Here is a 24,675-nt window from a genome sequence, read left to right on the forward strand (position 1 = left end):
GATGTGCTCGCGTACTCAGCGGTGCGCGTACCTGATCGGGTCGCCGATGTACGGCGCCCAGGCATCACGCATCTCGGACGTGATGCGGGTGGGGCGACCGGTTCCGGCATCCACGAGTACGATCACGGCCGTCGAGCGCGCGTAGAGAACCCGCCTCTCGCTCTCAGGATCGTTGAACACCTCGTAGCAGACCTCGAGACTCGATCCGCCGAGCTTGCCGAACCACATCTGCACCTCGAGTGGGCGCCGCTGATAGGGCACAGGCGCGAGATACTCGATCTCCTGCCGTGCGATCAGCGTCAGCGTGCCCGCCTCGACGCCGGAGTTGAGGACCGCTGTCGGCGGTGCCGACTCACCCTCCTCCGCCTTCCAGAAGGCGCGCACCCGCGCTTCCTCCAGCAGCTTGAGCATCGAAGTGTTGTTGACGTGGTTGAAAGCGTCGAGGTCACCCCATCGGAGGTGGATGGGAACGTGCAGCCTGGCGCTGACCCCGCCGGCGTCGTCAGTCACGCGTCAGCTTGCGGTGCGTGGAACGGTGGGGGTTGGCCGCATCGGGGCCGAGGCGTTCGATCTTGTTCTTTTCGTACGCATCGAAGTTGCCCTCGAACCAGTGCCACTGCGCCGGATTCTCATCCGTGCCCTCATAAGCGAGGATGTGCGTCGCGATCCGGTCGAGGAACCACCGGTCGTGCGTGATGACCACGGCGCAGCCGGGGAACTCGAGAAGTGCGTTCTCGAGCGAACCCAGGGTTTCGATGTCCAGATCGTTGGTCGGCTCGTCGAGAAGGAGCAGGTTGCCGCCCTCCTTCAGCGTCAGAGCGAGGTTCAGACGGTTGCGCTCACCACCGGAGAGCACTCCGGCCTTCTTCTGCTGGTCCGGCCCCTTGAATCCGAACTTCGAGACGTAGGCGCGCGAGGGAATCTCGGTCTTGCCGACCGTGATGAAGTCGAGCCCGTCGGACACGACCTCCCACAGGTTCTTGTCCGGGTCGATGTTGGCGCGGGACTGGTCGACATAGCTGATCTTGACCGTCTCGCCGATCTTGAGATCTCCGCTGTCGAGCGGCTCGAGGCCGACGATGGTCTTGAACAGCGTGGTCTTCCCGACACCGTTGGCGCCGATGATGCCCACGATGCCGTTGGGCGGGAGGCTGAAGCTGAGGCCCTCGATGAGGGTGCGGTCGCCGAAGCCCTTCTTGAGGTTCTTCGCCTCGATGACGACGTTGCCCAGACGCGGACCCGCGGGAATCTGGATCTCCTCGAAGTCCAGTTTTCTGGTGCGCTCCGCCTCGGTCGCCATCTCCTCGTAGCGCGCCAGACGTGCCTTCGACTTGGTCTGACGGCCCTTGGCGCTGGAGCGCACCCACTCAAGTTCGTCCTTGAGCCGCTTGGCGAGTTTGGCGTCCTTCTTGCCCTGGATCGCGAGTCGCTCGCCCTTCTTCTCCAGGTACGTGGAGTAGTTGCCCTCGTAGCCGATCAGGCGGCCGCGGTCGACTTCGGCGATCCACTCCGCGACGTTGTCGAGGAAGTACCGGTCGTGAGTGATGGCGATGACGGCGCCCTTATAGGCCTGAAGATGCTGCTCGAGCCAGAGCACGCTCTCGGCGTCGAGGTGGTTCGTGGGCTCATCGAGGAGCAGCAGGTCCGGCTTCTGCAGCAGGAGCTTGGCGAGTGCCACACGGCGCTTCTCACCACCGGAGAGGGGCCCGATCTCGGCGTCTCCCGGAGGAGTGCGGAGCGCATCCATGGCCTGATCGAGCTGGGAGTCGAGGTCCCAGCCGTCTGCGGCGTCGATCTCCTCCTGCAGCACGCCCATCTCGGCGAGCAGCGTGTCGAAGTCGGCGTCAGGGTCAGCCATCTGCGCGGAGATCTCGTTGAAGCGGTCGAGCTTCGGCTTGATCGCGACGCCGTCCTGGATGTTCTCCAACACGGTCTTCGTCTCATCGAGCACCGGCTCCTGCATCAGGATGCCGACCGTGTAGCCGGGCGAGAGCTTCGCCTCGCCGTTGGACGGCTGGTCGAGGCCCGCCATGATTTTGAGGATCGTCGACTTGCCGGCGCCGTTGGGGCCGACCATGCCGATCTTCGCCCCGGGGAGGAATGACATCGTCACGTCATCGAGGATGAGCTTGTCGCCCACCGCCTTGCGCGCACGAACCATCGAGTAGATGTACTCAGCCACTAAGAACCGCTCCTTTTGTAGGCGTCGAAGATCGACACTCCAGCCTACCGGCTATGGATCACCAGTCGATCGGGCGTGTGTTGCCGACGAGGCAGCGTCCTTCTGCGAGCTGATCGAGGACCGTGGTGACCGGTTCGCCTGTGGAGGGTCCGACCTGTCCGACCAGGCACTTGTCCTCACCCCACCGCACCGAGAACTGCAGGCTCTCGACCGGGTTGCCCACCGTGGTGAGGTCCGGCGTCACCTGCATCGCGGTGCGGTCGAATCCCGCCTCGACGAGAGCATCGACATATGCACGGCCGGAAGCGCGTTCTTCCGTTGCCCAGACCCGATCGGTGATCGCAGCAAAGATCGGCAGATTGTCGTCGGCTGAGCCGTCCGGCTGAAAGACCGGGGCGTCCAGCGTGGGGGCCGTCGCCGGTGTCGATTCGGGGTTCGCCGAGGGCGACTCGGATGGTTCAGGTGCGCACGCTGCAAGCGCGAGCCCCACCAGCACGATCGTCGATGCCGCTATGACGCGCAGCCGAATGGTGGGGAGTCGACGGGGCACGTTCCGATTCTATGCGCGTGTTACCCGCGCTCCCCACCGCGGTTCCTGGACGAGGCTCAGGTGCGGTGTCGCTGATCCTTCACTCCACGGCCGACCAGGCGCCGGCGATGGCCACCGCCGGTTCTGGGGACGTGCCATCGTCTCCGCCGAGCCCGTCGTCGGATTCGGTGTCCGGCTCCGCGTCGTGCACCTCCCCCGTCACCGGGTCTACGCCGCTGGGGACTGAGTCCTGCGCGGCGGCCGGTCGACTCGCCTTGGCGAAGGCGCTGGCGCCCCAGCGCAGGTCGTGCCCGATGGCCTCCGCGTCGATATCGGCACTCATCCCCTTTCGCTCGGCGTTCTCCCACTCGCGAAGCTTCAGCTTGCCGGTCACGATGACGCCGTCGCCCTGATGCAGCGACGCCTTGACGTGATCGGCGAGTTGGCGGAACGCCGAGACGTTGTACCAGTTGGTGCCCGTCTCTATCCAGGTCTGAGTCTTCGAATCGAAGCGGCGCTGAGGGCTGGCGACGCGGAAGTTCACCACCGCCACCCCGTTCGCGGTCTCGCTCCGTTTGGGATCGGCGCCGACGCGCCCCAGGATCGTCACGTTGTCGTTCATGTCAATCTCCTCTTCCATCGATGCCCGGGATGCGCCCGGATCGCCCCAGCGTGCCCGGTCGCGGCAATCGTCTGCAGCGCAGAATCCACGTTCGGTGGATAGGGCGACGAAAGCCTGGTCAGTGGAGGAAAGGATGCTGCTGCTCGGGTGATCACAATGTCCGTGGTCGGCCATATGTTCGAATCGGAAGGAGAACCCGATGTCCGATACACGAATCACGCACCTGCCAGAGGTCACGTACGCCACACCACAGCTCACCTCGAAGCGCGAGAAGCTCGTCAGAGCTTCCGAGCATCTGTGGCGTGTACAAGACGCCGCCGGCCGCATCCTCGGCCACCTTCGCATCGTCGCCGATCCGCTCGGTCTGCGCTATCGCGCCGAGCGCCTGCATCTCGCCACCGGCGCCTTCCGCATCGTCGGCGAGTTCTGGCGACCAGATGACGCGGTGCAGGCCCTGCGCAACGGGTGAGTCATGCCAAGCAAAGGAGAACGGTTGAAAGCGATGCAGGCTCGTCACCGTTGTCGTGTGGGCGAATTGTCACCGTCGGCGTACCTCTGAACGAGCCGGTCATCGAAAACACGTGATGAAGATGGGCATCCCGATACCGATCGTGCCCGCGACTCCTACCCGTCGCGTGCTCACACATCATGGAGGCGGCACGAAAGGCCGAAGGGGATGCCTCTGCGACCCTTGCCGACAACAACGCAACTCCTATGCACGTGAGTGGCGCGCTCGGCGAAAGGCTCCACCAGCGTCGGGCGAACACACCACCTCGAAAGTGTCGCTAATCTAGATATAGACCCCCAGTAGCTCAGCGGAAGAGCATCGATCTTCTAAGTCGCCGGTCGCACGTTCGAATCGTGCCTGGGGGACCAAGGAATGGCGATGTCCATGCCCTCAGTAGACTGATCGCATGGTATCTGCGTCCGAAAATGATCGACTCGTCTGGATCGACTGCGAGATGACGGGACTCGATCTTTCGGTGGATGAACTCGTCGAGATCGCGGTCGTCATCACTGACTTCGAGCTGCGTCCGCTCGATCCTGGTTTCCAGATCGTCATCAAGCCGAATGACTCGGCGCTCGCAAACATGAACGATTTCGTCACGAAGATGCATGAGGCATCGGGCCTGATCAATGAGATCCCCGACGGTGTCTCTTTGGCTGATGCCGAGGCCCAGACCCTCGAGTACATCAAGAGATTCGTACCGCTCGAGGGTAAAGCGCCGCTGGCGGGAAACACGATCGGCACCGATCGCATGTTCCTGGCGAAGTACATGCCGCAGATCGATCAGTGGCTGCACTACCGCAACGTCGATGTCTCCAGTGTCAAGGAGCTCTCACGGCGCTGGTATCCGCGCGTGTTCTTCCAGGCACCGGCCAAAGACGGTGGACATCGCGCGCTGGCAGACATCCTGGAGTCGATCCGCGAGATGCAGTACTACCGCGAGGCGGTGTTCGTGGCAGAACCAGGGCCGTCCAGCGACGATGCTCGCGCAATCGCAGAGCGCACCGTGTCGTCGTTCACCTCAGACGTGTAATAGAATCGTCTGGTTGCCTGCTCCGGCCGGCACATGGTGGCTATAGCTCAGTTGGTAGAGCACCGCGTTGTGGTCGCGGGGGTCGCGGGTTCAAGCCCCGTTAGCCACCCCAAGTGAGGATGAAGCGCCGAAGGCGCGACATCTCGAATAGAAGGCCCGAATCGAAAGACTCGGGCCTTCTTCTGTTTCGCCTCATTGCTACGGGAATACCCCCTAGGGGTATTCGGTTGTGGTCCATCGAACCCTTCGGGAGGATGACATCATGACGCACCCAGGCCACGACGATCACGCGCACGCCGCTCAGGAGCACACCGCTCAGGATCACACCGCCGGTCACGTCGGGCACGCTCAGGCCGAGCATGCCGAGCACACTCACGGCGGACACGGCCACCATGACCACGCCGATCATGTCGGGCAGTTCCGACGGCTGTTCTGGATCATGCTGCTGATCGCGATCCCTGTTGTCGCGACATCCCGGATGTTCGGCATGGTGCTCGGATATCAGCTTCCCGATTGGACTGTGTGGATCGCCGCACTGCTCGGCACCGTGATGTACGTGTGGGGTGGCGCACCCTTCCTCTCGGGTGCTGTCGCCGAACTCCGCGCGCGCACACCCGGCATGATGCTGCTGATCGCGCTGGCGATCAGCGTCGCCTTCTTCGCTTCGTGGGGCGCCACGTTGGGCATCCTTCATCATGAGCTTGAGTTCTGGTGGGAACTCGCCCTGCTGATCGTCATCATGCTGCTCGGCCACTGGGTCGAGATGCGCTCGCTGGCGCAGACGAGTTCGGCACTCGATTCACTCGCAGCGCTGCTTCCCGACGAGGCCGAGCGCATCGACGGCGACACCGTCACCACCGTCTCCCCCGATGCACTGCGCCAAGGCGACCTCGTGCTGGTGAGGCCGGGCGCCCGACTGCCGGCAGATGGAACCATTCGCGAGGGCAGCGCACACCTCGACGAATCTATGATCACCGGCGAGTCGCATCCCGTCCGCCGCACGGTCGGCGACCCGGTCATCGCCGGCACCGTCGCAACCGATTCGGGTCTCCGCGTCGAGATCACTGCCGTGGGCGCGGATACGGCGCTCGCCGGCATCCAACGACTCGTCGCTGCGGCGCAGAATTCGTCATCGCGCGCGCAGCGGATCGCGGACAGAGCCGCGGGTTGGCTCTTCTGGTTCGCGCTCGGCGCTGCGGCGATCACCGCCGTGGCGTGGTCGACCCTAGGGATGCCGGATCAGGCGATCATCCGCACGATCACGGTTCTCGTGATCGCGTGCCCGCACGCTCTGGGGCTCGCCATCCCGCTGGTCGTCTCCATCGCGACAGAGCGCGCCGCACGCGCGGGCGTGCTGGTCAAGGACCGCCTCGCGCTGGAGAGTATGCGCACCGTCGACGTCGTCCTGTTCGACAAGACCGGAACACTCACCAAGGGCGCACCGACGGTGACCGCCGTGGACACGACGGAAGATCTGTCGGACGATGACCTCCTTGCACTCGCGGCCGCGGCTGAGACCGGCTCCGAGCATCCGCTCGCCAAAGCCATCGTCGCCGCTGCTGCAGCCAGCGATCTCGATGTCCCGGCAGCCTCCGGATTCTTCTCCTCTCCCGCGATCGGCGTGCGTGCGACGGTGGACGGTGTGACCGTGCAGGTGGGCGGTCCCCACCTTCTCGAGCAGGAGAGTGTCGAAGAGCGGCCGATCGCAGCCGCGTGGCGCCGCGAAGGCGCGATCATCCTCCACGTCCTGGTGGACGGTCAGGTGGCCGGCGCGCTGCGCCTGGCGGACGAGATCCGCGTCGAGTCCCGCGAGGCCGTCGAGGAGCTTCACGCTCGTGGCGTGCAGGTCGTCATGATCACCGGGGACGCCGAAGCTGTGGCCTCCACCGTCGCTGCAGAGCTCGGCATCGACCGCGTCTACGCCGGGGTACGACCGGAGGACAAAGCCTCCAAGGTGCGTGAGCTGCAGAGCGAGGACCACCATGTCGCCATGGTCGGCGACGGCGTCAACGACGCGCCGGCGCTCGCACAGGCGGATGTCGGCATCGCGATCGGCGCGGGTACGGATGTCGCGATCGCTTCAGCAGGCGTGATCCTCGCCGGAGACGACCCTCGCTCCGTGCTCTCGGTGATCGATCTGTCGCGCGCGAGCTACCGGAAGATGACGCAGAACCTGTGGTGGGCCGCAGGGTACAACCTGATCTCCGTGCCGTTGGCCGCCGGAGTCCTCGCACCCATCGGCTTCGTGCTGCCAATGTCAGTGGGGGCGATCCTGATGTCGCTCTCGACGATCGTGGTCGCGCTCAACGCGCAATTGCTCAGGAGGATCGACCTGTCCCACGCTGAGACTCGCGCGTGAGGTCACGCCGCCCTGAATCGCGCCGGTGTCGTCCCCAGTATCCGGCGGAAGTGCCGGGTGAGATGCGCCTGATCGTGAAATCCCGCTGAGGCCGCAGCATCCGTCACCCGCCACCCATCGACCAGCAGGCGACGCGCATGACCCACCCGTCGACTGATCAGATAACGATGCGGGGGCATACCGTACGCGCGGGTGAAGGCGCGGGTCAGGTGGCTCGGGTGGACCCCCAGCTCCACCGCTGCGTCGGAGATGGTGAAGGAATCGAGAACTCGATCATCCAACAGCACTCGCAGTCGTCGGGCTAGCGGAGAGTCGGCGAAAGATGGCGCCGGCCCGTCCAGGCGCGCCTGCATCCGCGAACGTGGGATGCGCCGCGGCCGCGGACGGCGCCGATTTCGGCAGCCATTGCGATTCGAGATACAGCACACGTTTGCGGAACCCGCGTCCGCGAGTCGCAGAACGGCCATCGTGCGGGACCTCCGGCGGCAGAACCGTGACCGCATCCGGGAGCGCGAGATGGCGGGCGCGGTCCAGGTCGTAGGAGACGGCGCCGCTGTCGATCAGCAGCACTGTCCAGTCTTCGTGCGCGTGCATCGGGTACGCGTGATCTTCGAACGACGCGTGCAGCACTTCGCGCACCCCCGGCACGATCGGCTGCCATGCACGGATCGAATCGGTCATGCAAGAAACGTACAAGACTCGAGCCCGCAGCCGGCCGAGAATCGGAGCATGACCTCTATCGCACCCGTCGCCCCGCAGGATGCTGCGCCCTTCCGTTTCGACACCAAAGTGGCCGTCGTGCTGCGCGACGATCTCGCTCCGTGGCAGGAACTCGACGTCACGGCGTTCCTCATGAGCGGGATCGCCAGCAGCGAACCCGGTCTCGTCGGGGAACCGTATCGCGACCGCGACAACAACGAATACCTGACGATGCTCCGCCAGCCCGTCCTCGTGCTGTCGGCACAAGCCGAGTACTTCGCCGCAGCACGCAGCAAGGCCGCAGCACGCGACGACATCGCTCTCGCCGTCTACACCGGTGACCTCTTCACGACCACGCACGATGATGCGAACAGGGCGGCCGTCGCAGCAGTTCCGGCCAGCGACCTCGACCTCGTCGGCGTCGCGGTGCGCGGTCCGAAGAACGTGATCGATCGCCTTCTCAAAGGCGCGCGCATGCACGCCTGAACACGCATCTAGGATTGCCTGGTGTCTCTGACGGTCTGGCTCTCGCTCCTCACAGCATCCGTCGTCATCAGCTTCACCCCTGGAGCCGGCGCGATCAACACGATGTCGAACGCGCTCGCCGAAGGTTGGCGGCGCTCGATCTGGGGCGTGATCGGCCAGCAGCTGGCCCTGGTCGTCCACGTCGTCATCGTGGCGGCCGGCGTGGGCTTGTTCATCTCGCGCTCCCCTGTGCTGTTCGACATCATCCGCTACGCGGGCGCCGCCTACCTGGCGTACCTCGGGCTGCGGCTGATCTTCACCCGCGTTCGAGACTCGAGCGAGTCCGCGGAGGATGTCCCGAGGCTCCCGGAGAGTCGCTGGTCGATGATCAGGCGCGGGTTCTGGGTGAATCTGCTCAACCCCAAGGCGATCGTCTTCTTCCTCGCGTTCATCCCGCAGTTCATCCGACTCGATCAGCCGGCCCTCCCCCAGTACCTGATCCTGATCGTCACCGTCATCGCCGTCGATGTGCTGGTGATGTGGGGATTCTTCGCAACAGCGGCGCGACCGTTCCAGCGCATCACTCGCACCGCGCGCGGTCAGCGGATCCTGACCGGCGTTTTCGGCGGCTTGTTCCTCGCGGTCGCCGCGCTGCTGCTGGTCGTCCATTGACCCCTGCCTGGCAATAGGCTTGTCGATGATGGAAATGGATGCCGTGGCCTTCGAGAAGCTCGTCGTCGACGAGCTCGATAGGCTTCCCGACGAGATGGTCGACGGCTTGGAGAACGTGGTCTTCGTCGTCGAGGATCGACCGGAAGACGGAAGCCTCGACCTGCTCGGTATGTACGACGGGCTCGCGCTGACTGAGCGGGGCCAGTACGGCATGGGCGAACTGCCCGATCGGATCATCCTGTTCCGAGAATCGCATCTCGCCGAGTGCGATGATGAAGACGAACTCCGCGAGGAGATCCACACGACCCTCGTTCACGAGATCGCGCATTTCTTCGGCATCGACGACACACAGCTGCACGAGATGGGATGGGCATGAGCACTCCGATCGCGACGCCCGACCTCGCCGAGGTCACCGATCTGCAGGCCGCACCTCTCGAACCGTGGCAGGTCGTCGTCTGGAATGATCCGGTGAACCTGATGAGCTATGTCGCGCGTGTCTTCCGCACATACTTCGGCTACTCGGCCGAGCGAGCGAGAACGCTCATGCTCGCCGTGCACAATGACGGGCACGCGATAGTGGCCACAGGTCCCCGAGAGACCATGGAGGTGCATTGCCAGGCGATGCACGACTACGGCCTGTGGGCCACAGTGAGGAAGGCTCCGCAATGACCGACGGCGTCATCCGATTCCCGCTCGCCGTCGTGGAGGGAATACATCTCGCCGGGCTCGTCGAGGAGTTCACCGACGTGCTCACCAGCATCGGCGAAGAGCCCGATCCTGGGCTCGCCCGGCTCACACCGGATCCGTATCCTGAGGACGCCGACGCCTCCGCGGAATTCGCTGCGGCGACCCACGATGATCTTCTCGACCGTCGGACCAGCGATGCCGGCGTCGTGAGAAGTGGCCTGACGCCGTTCCTCACAACCGCGGCCGAAGATCTCGCCGAAGACGAAGCGCTCGCTCCACGTGACGTCGTGATCCCGGCATCCGACATCGACGCCTGGCTGCGCACGCTCACTGCGCTGCGCCTCGTCATCGCCACCCGTCTCGACATCACTGCGGACGACGACGAGCACGATCTCGAGGATCCGCGGTTCGGTGTCTACGACTGGCTCGGCTTCCGCCTGGACGGGCTCATCGCCCTCGCGGACGCCCAGGACGACGTCTCCGGCGCAGGGTACCCGACCGACTAGGGCACCGTGACCCGCAGCGTCGCGAGCGCGCGCGGATCGTCGCGTTCCAGGTGCCGCTCCTCTTGAGCAGCCCAACGGTCCCAGTGCGGACGGAACCCATCGCCATCGCGGTCGAGCGCGCGCCGCTTGCGCGCTGCATCCGGAGACTCCACCCACACGCTGACGTCGGCGAGTCGCGCGGTGGCGGAGTTCACTGCACCGCATCCTTCGAGGATGACGCCGAGCGCCGGGGTCACCGCGTGAGCCTCCGCGTCGGTCGCCAACTCCCAGTCCCAGCGTCGCCAGGTACTGAGCAGACCGCGCGCATGCGGCCGCAGGATGTCATGCAGCGCTCGCTCGACTCCGGCGTCGAGACCGTCCCATCCGGGGTACAGCGAGTCCAGTGCGATGAGCTGCGGTCGACCGGCGAGCGGCCAATTCGCCGCGACCATGCGCGACAGCGTCGTCTTTCCTGCGCCCGCGCGACCGTCTATCAGGACGACGGGGTTGGATGCCGCGACGTCGACGATCGCGTCGATGATGCTGACGGTCGCGCGCTGAAGAGCCTGCGCGACCGGATCGTCATTTCTTGAGGGCACGGATCACGCGCGAGAGCGCACGGCCCGCGACCCACACGAACGGCATCGCCACGGCCAGCAGGGCCACCAGGTTCGGTTCGAACCGCAGGCCCTCTTCCCGACGGACATATACGCCGACCGGAATGGAGACGCCTCCGCCTCCGCCACCGCCGTTGTCATCCTGATCCGAGCCTCCGCCGAAGCCGGCCCACGTCAGGGCGACCGGCGTGATGCTGACTCCGTCGACGTCTTGAGGCTCGCCGTAGGCGCTCTTCACGCCGAATGAGGCGACTTGCTTTCCGAGGTCCAGTGCGATGTTCGGCATGACTCCACGCTAGTCGACGGATGGCGCGCTCGGGAGATCAATCGACACCATGATCCTTCGGATGTCTCACGGCGTCGCGCCCGTCGCCCCGACCCACATGTCGGGCACGCGTGATCGTGGCTGTGCCGAAACGTGCGCGAGCGTCGTCGAGCGCGCCTTCGACCTTGCGCCAGTGCTCGTCGTCGTCCCAGAGTGCGAAGGCCGAGCCTCCCGCCGGGCGCAGCTTCTCGGCGCGCACGCCGACGAGCCGCACGGGATCACGCCGGTCGATCGACTCATACAACGTCTGTGCAGCCTCGCCGATCCTCTGACCGACTGAGGTGGGTTCGGCGAGCGTCTGGGACCTGCTCAACGTGGTGAAGTCATCGAAGCGGATCTTGATCGCAACGGTCGCGCACTCCCACGATGCTTTCCTCAGCCGCACCGCGACGCGATCGGCGAGCCTGAGCAGCTCTGCCCGGAGGAACTCGCGGTCGGACACGTCGACCTCGAACGTCTCCTCGTGCCCGACGCTCTTCTCGACTCGCTCGGTCTCGACGGCCCTGGCATCCTCGCCCCGCGCAAGCTGCGCGATGCGCGCACCGAGAGCGGATCCGACGGCGCGGTCGAGCATGTCCTGCGGGGAGTCGCGGATGTCGCCGATCGTGCGGATGCCGCGAGCCTCCAATGCATCCGAGGCTTTCGGCCCCACGCCCCACATCGTGCGCACGGATCGTGGTGCCAGGAAATCAAGGGTGTCCGCCGCGGCGACGATCAGCATCCCGTCGGGTTTCGAGATCGTCGACGCCATCTTCGCGACGTGCTTGGTCGCTGCGACCCCAACGCTGCAGCTGATGCCGACTTCAGCCACCACGCGCTCCCTTATCAGCCGTGCGATCTGCCCTGGACTCCCCCACAGCCGTCTGACACCCTGCACGTCGAGAAAGGCCTCGTCCACCGAGAGCGGTTCCACCAGAGGCGTGATCGACTCGAAGATCGTCATCACCTGGCTCGACACCGCTCGGTATCGCTCGAAGTGCGGCACCACGATCTTCGCGGACGGGCACAGCCGCATCGCCTGGCTGACCGGCATCGCGGCGCGTACACCGTACCGTCGCGCCTCATACGACGCGCTGGAAACCACCGATCGTCCGTCCGGAGCCCCGATGATCAGCGGCAGACCGCGCAATGACGGGTCATCCATCACCTCGACGGCCGCGTAGAAGGCATCCATGTCGACGTGAAGGATGCGAGTGCCGGTGTCGTCTGCTCCGTCAGGAGAGACGAGCCTGCCTCGTCCGTCACCGCGCCCCATGGTTCCATTCTCGCTGAAGCCACCGACAACGGGGCCCCAGCGAGAACACGACCTACTGCGCTGCGCGCTCCAGGATCAGTTCGCGCACTCGGGCGGCATCCGCCTGGCCCTTCATGGCCTTCATGACAGCGCCGATGACCGCACCTGCCGCCTGCACCTTGCCGTCCTTGATCTTCGCCATGACATCCGGCTGAGCTGCGAGAGCGTCGTCGATCGCGGCGATGAGCGCACCGTCATCCGACACGACAGCCAGCCCGCGGCCCTCGACGACCTCCTGCGGGGTGCCTTCGCCGGCGATGACCCCTTCGAGCACCTGGCGTGCGAGCTTGTCAGTGAGCGTTCCCTCATCGATGAGCTTCTGCAGAGCGGCGACGTTCTCGGGTGAGATGAGGACCGCGGCATCCTTGCCCTGCGCGTTCGCGAGACGGGAGACCTCACCGGTCCACCACTTCCGCGCGGCGGCTGGCGTGGCGCCCGCGGCGATCGTGGCCTCGACCTCGTCGATCAGTGCGCCATTGCGCACGTCCTGGAACTCCAGGTCGGTGAAGTTCCACTCCGCCTTCAACCGGCGGCGGCGTGCGACGGGCTGCTCAGGCAGTTCGGCCCGCAGCTCCTCGATCAGCGCTGCGGTCGGCTGCACGGGCAGCAGGTCGGGCTCTGGGAAGTACCGGTAGTCATCGGCGTCCGACTTCGGCCGGCCCGGCGATGTCGTGCCGGTGTCCTCGTGCCAGTGGCGGGTCTCCTGGATGATCGTCCCGCCGTCGGCGAGGATCTGTGCCTGGCGCTGGATCTCATGGCGGACAGCGCGCTCGACGGAGCGCATCGAGTTGACGTTCTTCGTCTCGGTGCGGGTGCCGAGCGGTGCCGGCTCCTCGCCCTCGGCGACACGCGGACGCAGTGACACGTTGGCGTCGCAGCGCAGGTTGCCGCGCTCCAGCCGTGCTTCCGAGATGCCGAGGCTGCGCACGATGTCGCGGATAGTGGAGACGTACGCCTTCGCGACCTCAGGAGCGCGGTGCTCCGTGCCGTAGATGATGTCGGTGACGATCTCGACGAGCGGGACGCCGGCGCGGTTGTAGTCGACCAGCGAATACTCCGCACCCTGGATGCGACCGGTCGCGCCTCCCATATGCGTGAGCTTTCCAGCGTCCTCTTCCATGTGCGCGCGCTCGATCGGCACCGTGACGAGCGTGCCGTCCTCGAGCTCCACCACGACTGACCCCTGGTAGGCGATGGGTTCGTCGTACTGCGAGATCTGGTAGTTCTTGCCGAGGTCAGGGTAGAAGTAGTTCTTCCGCGCGAAGCGGCTGGACTCCGCGATCGAGCAGCCCAGCGCCAGTCCGAGACTGATCGACGAGCGGATCGCCGTCTCGTTGACCGCGGGCATGGCGCCGGGAAGGCCCATGTCGACCGGCGCGATCAGCGTGTTCGGCTCGGCGGCGTGGTACTTCTCGTTCGCCGGATTGGGTGCATCAGAGAACATCTTCGTGTTCGTGTTGAGCTCGATGTGCACCTCGAATCCGAGCACCGGCTCGAACATCTCGAGGGCCTTGTCGAAGTCCATCAGCTTTGCTGCGGCAGCCATCAGCGGTTCCCTCCTGGGAGCTGGGGTGCGCGGGTGAGCAGCGGAGCTCCCCACGAGTCGACGAGCGCGGTCTCAAGCGCCGCACCGACGCGGTACAGACGGGCGTCCTCGTGCGCCGGCGCGAGGAATTGGATGCCGACGGGCATGCCGTCCTCCTCAGCCAGGCCGGATGGGATCGAGATGCCTGGGACCCCGGCGAGGTTCGCCGGAATCGTCGTGACATCGTTCAAATACATCTGCAGCGGGTCATCGATCTTCGCGCCGAGCTTGAACGCCGTGGTGGGCGCCGACGGCGTCGCAATGACATCGACTTCGGCGAATGCGTTGTCGAAGTCGCGCTGGATGAGCGTGCGCACCTTCTGGGCGCTGCCGTAGTACGCGTCGTAGTAGCCGGCGGACAGCGCGTAGGTGCCGAGAATGATGCGGCGCTTGACCTCGTCACCGAAGCCTGCCTCGCGAGTGGCGGACATGACGTCCTCCACGGTCGGGTTGCCGTCCGGCGTGACCCGCAGTCCGAAGCGCACCGAGTCGAACTTCGCCAGGTTGCTGGATGCCTCGGCGGGCAGGATCAGGTAATACGCGGCGACACCGTACTCGAAGTGCGGTGTGGAGATCTCGACGATCTCGGCACCGTTCGCCTCGAGCAGGTCGAGCGATGCACGGAAGGATGCTGCGACGCCGGCCTGGAAGCCGGAATCGGGGAGCTCCTTGATGACGCCGACCTTCAGCCCCTTGAGCACGTCGCCCCGCGCACCTTCGCGCGCCGCTTCCGCGAACGACGGCCATGCGTCGGTGAGTGAAGTGGAGTCCTTCGGATCGTGGCCGCCGATGACGTCATGCAGCAGTCCGGAGTCGAGCACCGTGCGCGTGACAGGGCCGACTTGGTCGAGGCTCGAGGCCAGGGCGATGGCACCATAGCGGCTGACTCCACCGTACGTGGGCTTTATGCCGACGGTACCTGTGACGTGCGCCGGCTGACGGATCGATCCGCCGGTGTCCGAGCCGAGGGCGAGCGGCGCTTCGAAGGCGGCGACGGCGGCAGCCGAGCCTCCACCGGAGCCGCCGGGGACCCGGTCGAGATCCCACGGATTGCGGGTCGGGCCGTACGCAGAGTGCTCGGTGGACGATCCCATGGCGAACTCGTCCATGTTCGTCTTGCCGAGCGGCACGAGGCCGGCCGCACGCGCACGTGCGACGACCGTCGCGTCGTAGGGCGACATGTACCCCTCGAGGATCTTCGATCCGCTCGTGGTCGGCTGGTCTGTCGTGACCAGCACGTCCTTGATCGCGAGCGGAACGCCGGCGAGCGGATGCAGTCGCTCCCCCGCGGCACGGGCGGTGTCGATCGCGTCGGCGGCGGCGAGGGCTCCCTCGTTCACGTGCAGGAAGGCGTGGACGTCACCGTCGACGGCGGCGATCCGGTCGAGGTGAGCCTGGGTGGCTTCGCGGCTGGAGACCTCACCGGCGGAGAGCTTGTCTGCGAGTTCCGCAGCGGTCCAGCGGATGATGTCGCTCACTGCTCCTCCCCCAGGATCGCTGTCACGCGGAAACGGCCGTCCGCGGCATCCGGTGCGTTCAGAAGCACCTGCTCGTGCGTGAGCGTCTCGCCGACCACATCGGGACGGAAGACGTTCGCGAGCGGGATCGGGTGGCTGGTGGCTGCCACGTCGGGCGTCGCCACCTCCGACACCTTCGCGATGTTGTCGACGATGGCGTCGAGCTGGCCCGTGAGCCGCGTCACCTCGTCGTCGTTCAGCTGGATGCGTGCGAGCATGCCGAGATGGCGCACAAGATCAGGGGTGATTTCAGACACCACACCAGTCTAGTTCGCACCATCCACGGCCCCGCACGCCGCCCTGCAGAGATGTCGCAATAGGCTGTCGCCATGACGACGTTCGATCCCCCTCGCCCCTGGGTCGCCAGCTACGCCGAGGGAGTTCCGGAAGATCTCGCCCCGGTCGACGGCTCGCTGATCGACATCGTCGCAGCATCCGCTCGCGACTATCCGGATGCTGTCGCCCTGCAGTTCTTCGGGCAGGAGACCTCATACTCCGAGATGCAGAGCGCGATCGATCGTGCCGCCGCCGGTCTGCGCGACCTGGGCGTCGGCCCCGGAGATCCGGTCGCGATCGTGCTGCCGAACTGTCCGCAGCACATCATCGCCTTCTACGCCGTACTGCGCCTCGGCGCCGTCGTCGTCGAGCACAATCCGCTGTACACACCGCGGGAGCTGCGCAAGCAGTTCGAGGATCACGGTGCGAAGCACGCGATCGTGTGGAGCAAGGTCGTGAAGACCGTGCAGGAGTTCCCGGCAGACCTCGCTGTGACCTCACTCGTGTCGGTCGATGTCACCACGGCGATGCCGTTGCTCACCCGAGTCGCGCTGACGCTGCCGATCGCGAAGGCGCGGGAATCGCGTGCTGCGCTCACCGAGAAGGTGCGCGGCGCGATCGCGTGGAAGCAGATCGTCGGCTCGACGCCGCTGGCGGCGTCACATCCGAAGCCGGCCACCGACGACCTCGCGATCATCCAGTACACGTCGGGCACGACCGGAACGCCCAAGGGCGCCGCGCTCACTCACCGCAATCTGCTCTCGAATGCGGCGCAGGCGCAGGCATGGGTGCCGTCGATCCAGCGCGGACACGGCTGCGTCGTGTACGCCGTGCTGCCGATGTTCCACGCCTACGGGCTCACGCTCTGCCTGACGTTCGCCATGTCGATGGGCGCGAGGCTCGTGCTGTTCCCGAAGTTCGATCCCGATCTGGTGCTCGACGTGGTGAAGAAGCATCCGGCGACCTTCCTGCCGCTTGTGCCTCCGATCGCCGAGCGCCTTCTGAAGGCTGCCGAGGCCAGGGGCATCTCGCTCGCCGGCACCGAGGTCGCGATCTCCGGCGCCATGGCGCTGCCGCATGAGCTGGTCGTGCCGTTCGAGGAGGCCACCGGCGGATACCTCGTCGAGGGCTACGGACTCAGCGAGTGCTCTCCCGTGCTGATGGCGAACCCCGTAGCGGAGAACCGGGTGCCGGGCACCGTCGGCCTGCCCATCCCCGGCACCGAATGCCGCGTCGTCGATCCCGAGAATCCGACCAAGGACGTCGCCCCCGGCACACCAGGCGAACTCGTGGTCCGCGGTCCGCAGGTGTTCTCCGGCTACTACGGCAAACCGGAGGCCACCGACGAGTCGTTCGTCGACGGCTGGTATCAAACTGGAGACATCGTGACGATCGATGAGGCGGGATTCGTGCGGATCGTCGATCGCATCAAGGAGCTCATCGTCACCGGCGGGTTCAACGTCGCACCGACCGAGGTCGAGAACGCGCTGCGTCAGCATCCCTCCGTGGCTGACGCAGCCGTGGTCGGGCTGCACAGCGATCACTCAGGCGAAGAAGTCGTCGCAGCGATCATCCTGGACGCCGGTGCGGAGCTCGACGAGGAGTCCATCAGACAGTTCGCCCGCAGCATCCTGACCCCGTACAAAGTGCCGCGCAGGATCTTCGTCGTGGACGAGCTGCCGAAGTCCTTGATCGGCAAGGTGCTGCGTCGGCAGGTGAAAGAGAAGCTCGAATCACTCACGAGCGGCAGTTGACGCTGCGTCTTCACAGGTGGGCGGCGGCCCGACGCGCTACCTTTAGGTAGTGACCCCTGAAGATGCAGAACTGAACGAGCCCACCGACGAATCCCCCGCGACCCCCGGATTCGAGGAACTCGGCATCACCGGACCAGTCCTCGCAGCGATCCGCGGCCTCGGGTATGAGACCCCATCGCCCATCCAGGCGGCCACGATCCCGACCCTGCTCGGCGGCCGCGACGTCGTCGGCATGGCGCAGACGGGAACAGGCAAGACCGCCGCATTCGCCCTTCCGGTGCTGGAGCGTCTCGACGTGTCCCAGAAGACGCCGCAGGCACTCGTGCTGGCACCGACCCGTGAGCTCGCACTCCAGGTCTGCGAGGCCTTCGAGTCGTACGCCGGCAAGATGAAGGGCGTGCACGTGCTGCCCGTCTACGGCGGACAGGGATACGGTGTGCAGCTCTCCGCGCTGCGCCGTGGAGTGCACGTCATCGTCGGCACCCCGGGTCGCATCATGGACCACCTCGCCAAGGGCACCCTCGATCTCTCCGCGCTGAAGTACCTGGTACTCGATGAGGCCGACGAGATGCTGAAGATGGGCTTCGCCGAGGACGTAGAGCAGATCCTCGCGCAGACGCCCGCCGAGAAGCAGGTCGCCCTGTTCTCTGCGACCATGCCGCCGCAGATCCGCCGCCTCGCCCAGAAGTACCTGCGTGACGCTGAAGAGATCACGGTGAAGTCGAAGACGGCGTCGAGCACGAACATCACCCAGCGCTACCTCGTGGTCTCGTATCAGCAGAAGGTCGACGCCCTCACGCGCATCCTCGAGGTCGAGAACTTCGACGGCATGATCGTCTTCGTCCGCACGAAGAACGAGACGGAGACGCTGGCCGAGAAGCTGCGCGCCCGCGGCTACTCCGCCGCCGCCATCAACGGCGACGTGGCACAGGTGCAGCGCGAGCGCAGCGTCAACCAGCTCAAGGACGGCAAGCTCGACATCCTCGTCGCGACCGACGTCGCTGCGCGTGGTCTGGACGTCGAGCGCATCAGCCACGTCATCAACTACGACATCCCGACCGACACCGAGTCGTACACCCACCGCATCGGCCGCACCGGCCGCGCCGGGCGCACCGGAGACGCGATCAGCTTCATCACGCCACGCGAGCGCTACCTGCTCAAGAGCATCGAGAAGGCGACCCGCCAGGCCCCGACGCAGATGACGCTGCCGAGCACCGAAGACGTGAACACCACGCGTCTCGCGCGCTTCGACGACGGCATCACCGCTGCTCTCGCAGAGACCGCCCGCATCGAGGCGTTCCGCGACATCGTCGCGCACTATGTGCGCAATCACGATGTGCCCGAGGGCGACGTCGCCGCGGCACTCGCCGTCGTCGCGCAGGGCAAGACGCCGCTGCTGCTGGACCCGGCGAACGATCCGCTCGCCAGGTCGGTCGAGGCCGACAACCGTCCGCGTCGCGATTCGGGGGATCGTCCCGAGCGAGGGACGGGCCCGCGCACAGAGCGTCGCAGCCGCAGCGACTACGCGCCGTACCGCATCGAGGTCGGCCGCCGCCATCGTGTCGAGCCGCGCCAGATCGTCGGCGCGCTGGCCAACGAGGGTGGCCTCGGACGCGATGACTTCGGCGGAATCAAGATCAACCCTGACTTCTCTATCGTGGAATTGCCCGCGAACCTGAGCCCCACGGTGCTCGACAAGCTCAAGGACACCCGCATCTCGGGCCGTCTGATCGAGATCAAGGCCGACCGCGGAGCCCCAGGGCGACGTGGCGGCAGCGACGGCGGATCCCGTGGCGGCTATGAGCGCCGCGAGCGCCCGTCGTACGGCGATCGTCCCGCGCGCGACGACAAGCCCTACCGCAAGCCCCGTCACAAGGACTGAGCGAAATCGAAACAGGACTTGCCGCTCGAAACAGGCCGTGCCAAGGCCCGTTTCGTGCGGCAAGTCCTTTTTCGTGCTGGCATCCTTGAGGCATGAGATCGGTGCGGACTATCACGCGTGGGCGGGTACAGGGTGTCGGGTTCCGGTGGTTCATCCAGGACGCCGCGTCCGCTCACGGTGTCGCTGGGTGGGTGCGCAACCGTCGCGACGAGACTGTGGAGGCAGAGCTGCACGGATCGGATGCCGACGTGCAGGCCGTCCTCGATGCGATGACTCAGGGTCCTCCGGGTGCGCAGGTCGACGAAGTGGCGGTGACCGACGTGCCGGCGCCGACGTCGCGAGGATTCGAGATCCGCCCGACCGTCTGAGACAGGTCCTCCCGAGTGAAACGGGCTGCGCAGCGCCCTGTTTCGCGCGGCTGGGCCTGTTTCGGATCAGGAGTCCAGCGCGGCGGGCCCCTCCGTGACGAGGATGTGGAACTGGGCGGCGTCCAGGATGCGGATGCCGAGTTCCTCTGCCTTTCCGAGCTTGGAGCCCGCGCCTGGCCCCGCCGCGACGAAGTCGGTCTTCTTGGAGACGCTCGAGGCCGCCTTGCCGCCGGCCTGGATGATCGCCTCCTGCGCGCCGTCACGGGTGTAGCCGTCGAGCGAGCCGGTAGCGACGACCGTGAGCCCGTCGAGTACTCCGCCTTCAACAGCTGCCGCACCTGGACCGGGATGGCCCGGTGTCGTCCACTGCACACCTGCCGTCGTCCACTGATCGACGATGTCGATGTGCCAGTCGACCTCGAACCAGGCGAGGAGCGAATCGGCGATGATCCCTCCGACGCCCTCGACAGCCGCGAGCTCCTCCCGCGAGGCCGCACGGATCGCGTCGAGCGATCCGAACCACTGAGCCAGCGCGCGAGCCGCGACAGGACCGACATGGCGGATGTTCAGGGACACCAGCAGCCGCCAGAGATCCTTCGTCTTGGCTTTCTCCAGCTCGGCCAGCAGCTTGACCGCCTGAGACGACGGCTGCGGCCCTTCCACTCCGCTCTTCTTCTCTGCCACCGTGGGGTTGCGGCGGAACGGCGACCGTGTTTTGACCAGGCCGTCGTCGTCTTCCTTCGGCAAGCCCGTCTCGGCATCCCGCACTACGACCGAGATCGGCACAAGATCTCCCAGTACGAGCGAGAAAAGACCGGCCTCGGTGTCGAGCGGCGCGACAGCCGGAGCCTCCGCCTGCGTCAGCGCCGCCGCAGTCACCTCGCCCAATGCCTCGATGTCGAGGGCGCCTCGTGAGCCGATGTGCTCGACGCGTCCGCGAACCTGCGCCGGGCAGGAGCGGGCGTTCGGGCATCGCAGATCGATGTCGCCCTCCTTCATCGGGCGCAGCGGTGTGCCGCATTCGGGGCATTCGATCGGCATCACGAACTCGCGCTCGGTACCGTCGCGCTTCTCGACCACCGGACCCAGCACCTCCGGGATGACATCTCCGGCCTTGCGCAGCACCACGGTGTCGCCGATGAGAACGCCCTTGGCCTTCACGACGTCTTTGTTGTGCAGCGTCGCCTGCCGCACGACAGAGCCCGCGACGTGCGCAGGCTCCATCACGGCGAACGGGGTGGCGCGCCCGGTGCGGCCGACGGAGACGACGATGTCGAGGAGTTTCGTCTGCACCTCCTCCGGCGGGTACTTGTAGGCGATCGCCCAACGCGGAGCGCGACTCGTCATCCCCAGCTCGTCGTGCAGCGCGAGCTCATCGACCTTGACCACGATGCCATCGAGCTCATGCTCGATGTCGTGCCGGTGCTCACCGAAGTGCTCCACGAAGGCGATGACCTCGTCGATGCCATGGCACACCTTCGAGTGCGGACTCATCGGCAGGCCCCACGAGGCCAGCAGTTCGTATATCTCGCTCTGCGATGCGACGGGCGGATCAGGCCACGCCCCGATGCCGTGAACATACAGCGACAGCGAGTTGACCCTGAGCAGGCCCGCTTCGAGCTCGAGACCGCTCTTCTTGTCGATCTGCTGCCGCAATCCGCCGCTCGCGGCGTTACGGGGGTTGGCGAATGCGGGGAAGCGCCGGGCGGCCGCGGCACGCGCCTTCTCCTCCTCGAACGGCTTCTTGGAGCCGCCTCGCGCATCCCAGCGCGAAAGCGTGTCCGCGTACGCGCGGTCTCGGAACGAGGCCTGCGCGGCATTGAGCCGCTCGAAGGCAGCGACGGGGATGAAGACCTCGCCGCGCACCTCGACGATCGCCGGATGCCCCTCACCGCTCAGGCGCTCGGGGATATCGGCCAGACGCAGAGCGTTCTCGGTGACGATCTCACCCACGCGCCCGTCACCGCGTGTCGCAGCCGAGGTGAGGAGGCCGTTCTCGTAGCGCAGGTTGATCGCCAAGCCGTCGATCTTCAGCTCGGTGAGCCATGCGACCTCACGCCCGGACGACGACTGGGTCTTCGCCGCCCAGTCACGCAGCTCATCGATCGAGAAGACGTTGTCGAGGCTGAGCATCCGTTCGGCATGCTCGATTGTCGCGAGACCGGTGGCCTCTGCCGCCCCGACCATCTGCGTCGGCGAGTCCTGCCCCTGCAACTCCGGATGCAGCCGTTCGAGTTCTTCGAGCCGGTGCATCCAGCCGTCATAGGTCGCATCGTCGACCAGCGAGGTATCGCGCCCGTAGTACGCGTCCTTCGCCTCGAGGATGCGCGTTGTCAGGTCGTCTGCTTCGACGCGGGCGTCTTCCAGCGAGATGTTCTCCGGCACCCTCTCAGTCTACGAGCGGGATCGGACATCGCCGCGGCGGACTTGCGCGGTGGCGCTCACGCGTCGACGGGAACCGCCGACACCGTCATGTCGATCGTGAACTGGCCGAGAACGCGTGTCCCGACGTACAGCACTGCGGTCTGCCCCGGAGCGACGCCGTCGAGAGGCACTTCCGGGACGACATCCACACCAGCGCTCGACACCGTCGCGCGCGCAGGCACAGGCTCCGAATGCGCGCGGATCTGCACGTGGCAGTCGAACTCCGACGATGTCGGCGCGGCGCCGGCCCAGGAGTAGCGTTCGCCCGAGATCTCACCGATCGCCAGCGCCTCCTTGGGGCCGACCACGACCGTGTTCGACACCGGACGCACCTCGAGCACGAACCGCGGCTTGCCGTCGTCCGCGGGCACGCCGAGCTTCAGGCCGCGTCGCTGCCCGACGGTGAACGCGTGCGCACCGTCGTGCGAGCCGACCACCGCACCGGATCGATCGAGGATCTCGCCCTGCTCCGCGCCGACCTTCTCGGCCAGCCATCCGCGCGTGTCGCCGTCTGGGATGAAGCAGATGTCGTGGCTGTCCGGCTTCTGCGCGACGCTGAGTCCGCGCTCGGCCGCCTCGGCGCGGACGAGCGCCTTCGACGGAGTGGTCCCCAGCGGAAAGTAGGTGTGCGCCAGCTGCTCGGCGGTGAGCACGCCCAGCACGTATGACTGGTCTTTCGCATTGTCAGATGCACGATGCAGCTCTAGACCGCCCTCGCCGTCCACGAGCGTCGCATAGTGGCCGGTGCACACGGCGTCGAAGCCCAGCTCGATCGCGCGCTCCAAGAGGGCGGCGAACTTGATCTTCTCGTTGCAGCGCATGCACGGATTCGGTGTGCGACCGGCCTGATACTCGGAGATGAAGTCATCGATCACGTCGTCGCGGAAGCGCTCGGAGAAGTCCCAGACGTAGAACGGGATGCCGAGCTTGTCGGAAGCCCTGCGCGCGTCCATGGCGTCTTCGATCGTGCAGCACCCCCTACTGCCGGTGCGCAGCGTGCCGCCCGCCCTTGAGAGCGCCAGGTGCACGCCGGTGACATCGTGCCCGGCCTCCACGGCGCGCGCAGCCGCAACGGCCGAGTCAACGCCGCCGCTCATCGCCGCAAGAATTCGCATTGGTCCAGTCTACGGGCGTGAACCTGATGCGGACCCGGATGCTCGCGCAAACGCATCGGCGATAGCCGCGAGCACAGCGTCGACATCGGCGTCGGTCGAGGTGCGCCCGAGCGTGAAGCGCAGCACGCTGCGGGCGTCCTGCTCGCTGCGCCCCATCGCCATGACGACGTGCGACGGCTCGGCTACGCCGGCCTGGCAGGCAGAGCCGGTGGATGCCGCGACCCCGGCCACATCGAGAAGAAACAGCAGGCTCTCCCCCACCGCGCCAGGGAACAGCATGTGCACGTTGTTCGGCAGTCGGTCGATCGGGTCACCCAGCAGCGTTGCCGACGGGACAGCAGAGCGGATGCCGTCGATCAGACGATCACGCAGTGCGGAGAGCCGTTCGCCCTCTGCGTCGCGTTCGGCCTCGGCGAGCTCCAGTGCGGCTGCGAACGCAGCCGCACCGGCCACGTCCTGGGTTCCGGCGCGGAGTCCGCGTTGCTGCGCGCCTCCGTGCAGCAACCCGGTGAGCTTGGCTGTACGGGCCACCACGAGCGCGCCGACGCCGACCGGCGCACCGATCTTGTGCCCTGCCACACTCATCGCGACGAGCCCCACTCCTGGCGCGGCATCCGCTCGCAGCTCATGGAACGACAGCGGGATGTGCCCGAAAGCGCTCACGGCGTCCAAGTGCAGCGGGATCCGCGCCACGGCAGCGGTGCCGGCGAGAGCGGCGGCATCGTTGATCGTGCCCACCTCGTTGTTCGCGACGAGCGCCGTCGCCAAAGCCGCCCCGTCCAGCGCGTCCGCGAATGCTTCCACCTCGATGCGGCCGCTCTCCGTCAAAGGCACGCGGCGCACCAGCGCGCCCTCGGCCGCAAGAACCGAGACCGTGTCCATGCTCGCGTGGTGCTCGCCGTCGGGCAGCACGACCGCATCGGCTTCCGCCGCGCGAGCGGCCCAGAGCCCGTGCAACGCCGTGTTGATCGACTCGGTACCGCCCGACGTCAGCACGACCTCGATCGGATCGCTCCCGAGGACGGTGGCGATCCGCTCACGCGACTCCTCCAGCAGCCGACGAGCGTCCTGGCCGGCGCCGTGCGTCGACGATGCGTTGCCGACGACGTCCGTCGCCGCCAGCCACGCGTCCCGTGCCTCCGGGCGCAACGGCGTGGTCGCCGCATGGTCGAGATAGAACCGCATCCCTTAACTCTCCCTCATTTCGCGCGACACGGCGCATGGAACCCAGTACGAGCTGTCATGAGACTGCAATACAACCCGCCTAATGTGTACTC

26 protein-coding genes and 2 tRNA genes are annotated in these 24,675 nt (G+C 66.3%); 13 read left to right on the forward strand and 15 right to left on the reverse strand.

Annotated features, from left to right (window positions below; genetic code table 11):
- Positions 1-15: 15 nt before the first annotated feature.
- The 4 genes from HDC95_RS04705 to HDC95_RS04720 form a co-directional block, all read right to left on the reverse strand.
- Positions 16-510: a thioesterase family protein gene (locus HDC95_RS04705; RefSeq protein WP_259062042.1), complete on the reverse strand. Its 495-nt coding sequence runs from the start codon at positions 508-510 to the stop codon at positions 16-18.
- A complete protein-coding gene (gene ettA / locus HDC95_RS04710; RefSeq protein WP_259062044.1) occupies positions 503-2,182 on the reverse strand; it encodes an energy-dependent translational throttle protein EttA in 1,680 nt (559 codons plus the stop codon). Before ettA ends, HDC95_RS04705 begins: the two co-directional genes overlap by 8 nt.
- A gap of 58 nt (positions 2,183-2,240) precedes the next feature.
- Positions 2,241-2,732, reverse strand: a complete 492-nt coding sequence (locus HDC95_RS04715; protein WP_259062046.1) for a DUF6993 domain-containing protein — start codon at positions 2,730-2,732, stop codon at positions 2,241-2,243.
- A 79-nt stretch (positions 2,733-2,811) separates the two neighbouring features.
- Positions 2,812-3,333, reverse strand: a complete 522-nt coding sequence (locus HDC95_RS04720) for a single-stranded DNA-binding protein (protein ID WP_259062048.1) — start codon at positions 3,331-3,333, stop codon at positions 2,812-2,814.
- Between the two features lie 199 nt (positions 3,334-3,532).
- On the opposite strand from HDC95_RS04720, the gene HDC95_RS04725 reads away from it, so the two are divergent.
- The 5 genes from HDC95_RS04725 (at position 3,533) to HDC95_RS04745 (ending at position 7,233) form a co-directional block, all read left to right on the forward strand.
- Entirely contained in the window at positions 3,533-3,802 is a 270-nt protein-coding gene (locus tag HDC95_RS04725) for a hypothetical protein (protein ID WP_259062050.1), read from the forward strand.
- A 332-nt stretch (positions 3,803-4,134) separates the two neighbouring features.
- Positions 4,135-4,209, forward strand: a tRNA-Arg gene (locus tag HDC95_RS04730).
- A 38-nt stretch (positions 4,210-4,247) separates the two neighbouring features.
- Positions 4,248-4,874, forward strand: a complete 627-nt coding sequence (gene orn, locus HDC95_RS04735) for an oligoribonuclease (RefSeq protein ID WP_259062051.1) — start codon at positions 4,248-4,250, stop codon at positions 4,872-4,874.
- A 36-nt stretch (positions 4,875-4,910) separates the two neighbouring features.
- Positions 4,911-4,986: transfer RNA gene (locus tag HDC95_RS04740), tRNA-His, on the forward strand.
- Positions 4,987-5,136: 150 nt separating this feature from the next.
- Positions 5,137-7,233, forward strand: a complete 2,097-nt coding sequence (locus HDC95_RS04745; RefSeq protein WP_259062053.1) for a copper-translocating P-type ATPase — start codon at positions 5,137-5,139, stop codon at positions 7,231-7,233.
- Between the two features lie 2 nt (positions 7,234-7,235).
- Here the strand turns inward: HDC95_RS04745 and HDC95_RS04750 are convergent, their stop codons facing one another.
- Both HDC95_RS04750 and HDC95_RS04755 read right to left on the reverse strand, forming a co-directional pair.
- Positions 7,236-7,586: a helix-turn-helix transcriptional regulator gene (locus tag HDC95_RS04750; RefSeq protein ID WP_259062054.1), complete on the reverse strand. Its 351-nt coding sequence runs from the start codon at positions 7,584-7,586 to the stop codon at positions 7,236-7,238.
- Positions 7,507-7,914, reverse strand: a complete 408-nt coding sequence (locus tag HDC95_RS04755; RefSeq protein WP_259062056.1) for an AraC family ligand binding domain-containing protein — start codon at positions 7,912-7,914, stop codon at positions 7,507-7,509. Before HDC95_RS04755 ends, HDC95_RS04750 begins: the two co-directional genes overlap by 80 nt.
- 48 nt (positions 7,915-7,962) lie before the next feature.
- Between HDC95_RS04755 and HDC95_RS04760 the strand changes: the two genes are divergently transcribed.
- From HDC95_RS04760 to HDC95_RS04780, 5 genes are read left to right on the forward strand one after another with little or no spacing between them, the layout of a single operon-like run.
- On the forward strand, positions 7,963-8,418 hold the full coding sequence (locus HDC95_RS04760) for a DUF2000 domain-containing protein (RefSeq protein ID WP_259062057.1): 456 nt from the start codon (positions 7,963-7,965) through the stop codon (positions 8,416-8,418).
- 21 nt (positions 8,419-8,439) lie between these two features.
- The gene (locus HDC95_RS04765; protein WP_259062058.1) at positions 8,440-9,069 is read left to right on the forward strand and encodes a LysE family transporter; all 630 of its coding nucleotides are present in this window, start codon (positions 8,440-8,442) and stop codon (positions 9,067-9,069) included.
- A 28-nt stretch (positions 9,070-9,097) separates the two neighbouring features.
- The gene (locus tag HDC95_RS04770) at positions 9,098-9,445 is read left to right on the forward strand and encodes a metallopeptidase family protein (RefSeq protein ID WP_371131140.1); all 348 of its coding nucleotides are present in this window, start codon (positions 9,098-9,100) and stop codon (positions 9,443-9,445) included.
- Positions 9,442-9,738 (forward strand): ATP-dependent Clp protease adapter ClpS, encoded by a 297-nt coding sequence (gene clpS / locus HDC95_RS04775; protein ID WP_396652657.1) that lies wholly within the window; start codon positions 9,442-9,444, stop codon positions 9,736-9,738. The genes HDC95_RS04770 and clpS overlap by 4 nt, the downstream gene beginning before the upstream one ends.
- Positions 9,735-10,262 (forward strand): DUF2017 domain-containing protein, encoded by a 528-nt coding sequence (locus tag HDC95_RS04780; RefSeq protein ID WP_259062062.1) that lies wholly within the window; start codon positions 9,735-9,737, stop codon positions 10,260-10,262. Before clpS ends, HDC95_RS04780 begins: the two co-directional genes overlap by 4 nt.
- Here HDC95_RS04780 and HDC95_RS04785 read toward each other — a convergent pair.
- Genes HDC95_RS04785 through gatC form a run of 6 tightly spaced genes read right to left on the reverse strand, consistent with a single transcriptional unit; the run spans position 10,259 to position 15,836 of the window.
- Positions 10,259-10,840, reverse strand: a complete 582-nt coding sequence (locus HDC95_RS04785; protein ID WP_259062063.1) for a hypothetical protein — start codon at positions 10,838-10,840, stop codon at positions 10,259-10,261. The two genes, HDC95_RS04780 and HDC95_RS04785, sit on opposite strands and share 4 nt — an antisense overlap.
- A complete protein-coding gene (locus HDC95_RS04790) occupies positions 10,824-11,144 on the reverse strand; it encodes a hypothetical protein (protein WP_259062065.1) in 321 nt (106 codons plus the stop codon). The genes HDC95_RS04785 and HDC95_RS04790 overlap by 17 nt, the downstream gene beginning before the upstream one ends.
- A 37-nt stretch (positions 11,145-11,181) precedes the next feature.
- Positions 11,182-12,438, reverse strand: coding sequence for a DNA polymerase IV (gene dinB, locus HDC95_RS04795; protein ID WP_259062066.1), 1,257 nt, complete (start codon positions 12,436-12,438; stop codon positions 11,182-11,184).
- Between the two features lie 52 nt (positions 12,439-12,490).
- The gene (gene gatB / locus HDC95_RS04800; protein ID WP_259062067.1) at positions 12,491-14,023 is read right to left on the reverse strand and encodes an Asp-tRNA(Asn)/Glu-tRNA(Gln) amidotransferase subunit GatB; all 1,533 of its coding nucleotides are present in this window, start codon (positions 14,021-14,023) and stop codon (positions 12,491-12,493) included.
- The gene (gene gatA, locus HDC95_RS04805; protein ID WP_259062068.1) at positions 14,023-15,540 is read right to left on the reverse strand and encodes an Asp-tRNA(Asn)/Glu-tRNA(Gln) amidotransferase subunit GatA; all 1,518 of its coding nucleotides are present in this window, start codon (positions 15,538-15,540) and stop codon (positions 14,023-14,025) included. Before gatA ends, gatB begins: the two co-directional genes overlap by 1 nt.
- Positions 15,537-15,836, reverse strand: a complete 300-nt coding sequence (gatC, locus tag HDC95_RS04810) for an Asp-tRNA(Asn)/Glu-tRNA(Gln) amidotransferase subunit GatC (RefSeq protein ID WP_259062069.1) — start codon at positions 15,834-15,836, stop codon at positions 15,537-15,539. Before gatC ends, gatA begins: the two co-directional genes overlap by 4 nt.
- Positions 15,837-15,908: 72 nt before the next feature.
- Here gatC and HDC95_RS04815 point away from each other — a divergent pair, with 72 nt between their 5' ends.
- The 3 genes from HDC95_RS04815 (at position 15,909) to HDC95_RS04825 (ending at position 19,859) form a co-directional block, all read left to right on the forward strand.
- Positions 15,909-17,609: a long-chain-fatty-acid--CoA ligase gene (locus HDC95_RS04815; protein ID WP_259062070.1), complete on the forward strand. Its 1,701-nt coding sequence runs from the start codon at positions 15,909-15,911 to the stop codon at positions 17,607-17,609.
- 49 nt (positions 17,610-17,658) lie between these two features.
- Complete coding sequence (locus tag HDC95_RS04820; RefSeq protein ID WP_396652659.1) at positions 17,659-19,491, forward strand: DEAD/DEAH box helicase; 1,833 nt, start codon at positions 17,659-17,661, stop codon at positions 19,489-19,491.
- A 92-nt stretch (positions 19,492-19,583) separates the two neighbouring features.
- Positions 19,584-19,859, forward strand: coding sequence for an acylphosphatase (locus tag HDC95_RS04825; protein ID WP_259062071.1), 276 nt, complete (start codon positions 19,584-19,586; stop codon positions 19,857-19,859).
- Between the two features lie 66 nt (positions 19,860-19,925).
- On the opposite strand, the gene ligA is transcribed toward HDC95_RS04825, so the two are convergent.
- Genes ligA through HDC95_RS04840 form a run of 3 tightly spaced genes read right to left on the reverse strand, consistent with a single transcriptional unit; the run spans position 19,926 to position 24,583 of the window.
- Positions 19,926-22,244 carry an NAD-dependent DNA ligase LigA gene (gene ligA, locus HDC95_RS04830; RefSeq protein ID WP_259062072.1) on the reverse strand — a complete coding sequence of 773 codons (2,319 nt, stop codon included), beginning with the start codon at positions 22,242-22,244 and terminating at the stop codon, positions 19,926-19,928.
- Positions 22,245-22,300: 56 nt separating this feature from the next.
- Entirely contained in the window at positions 22,301-23,398 is a 1,098-nt protein-coding gene (mnmA, locus tag HDC95_RS04835) for a tRNA 2-thiouridine(34) synthase MnmA (protein ID WP_259062074.1), read from the reverse strand.
- Between the two features lie 9 nt (positions 23,399-23,407).
- Positions 23,408-24,583, reverse strand: coding sequence for a cysteine desulfurase family protein (locus HDC95_RS04840; RefSeq protein WP_259062076.1), 1,176 nt, complete (start codon positions 24,581-24,583; stop codon positions 23,408-23,410).
- Positions 24,584-24,675 lie beyond the last annotated feature (92 nt).

The organism is Microbacterium sp. AK031 (assembly GCF_024807145.1).
In the GTDB taxonomy this organism is placed as follows: domain Bacteria; phylum Actinomycetota; class Actinomycetes; order Actinomycetales; family Microbacteriaceae; genus Microbacterium.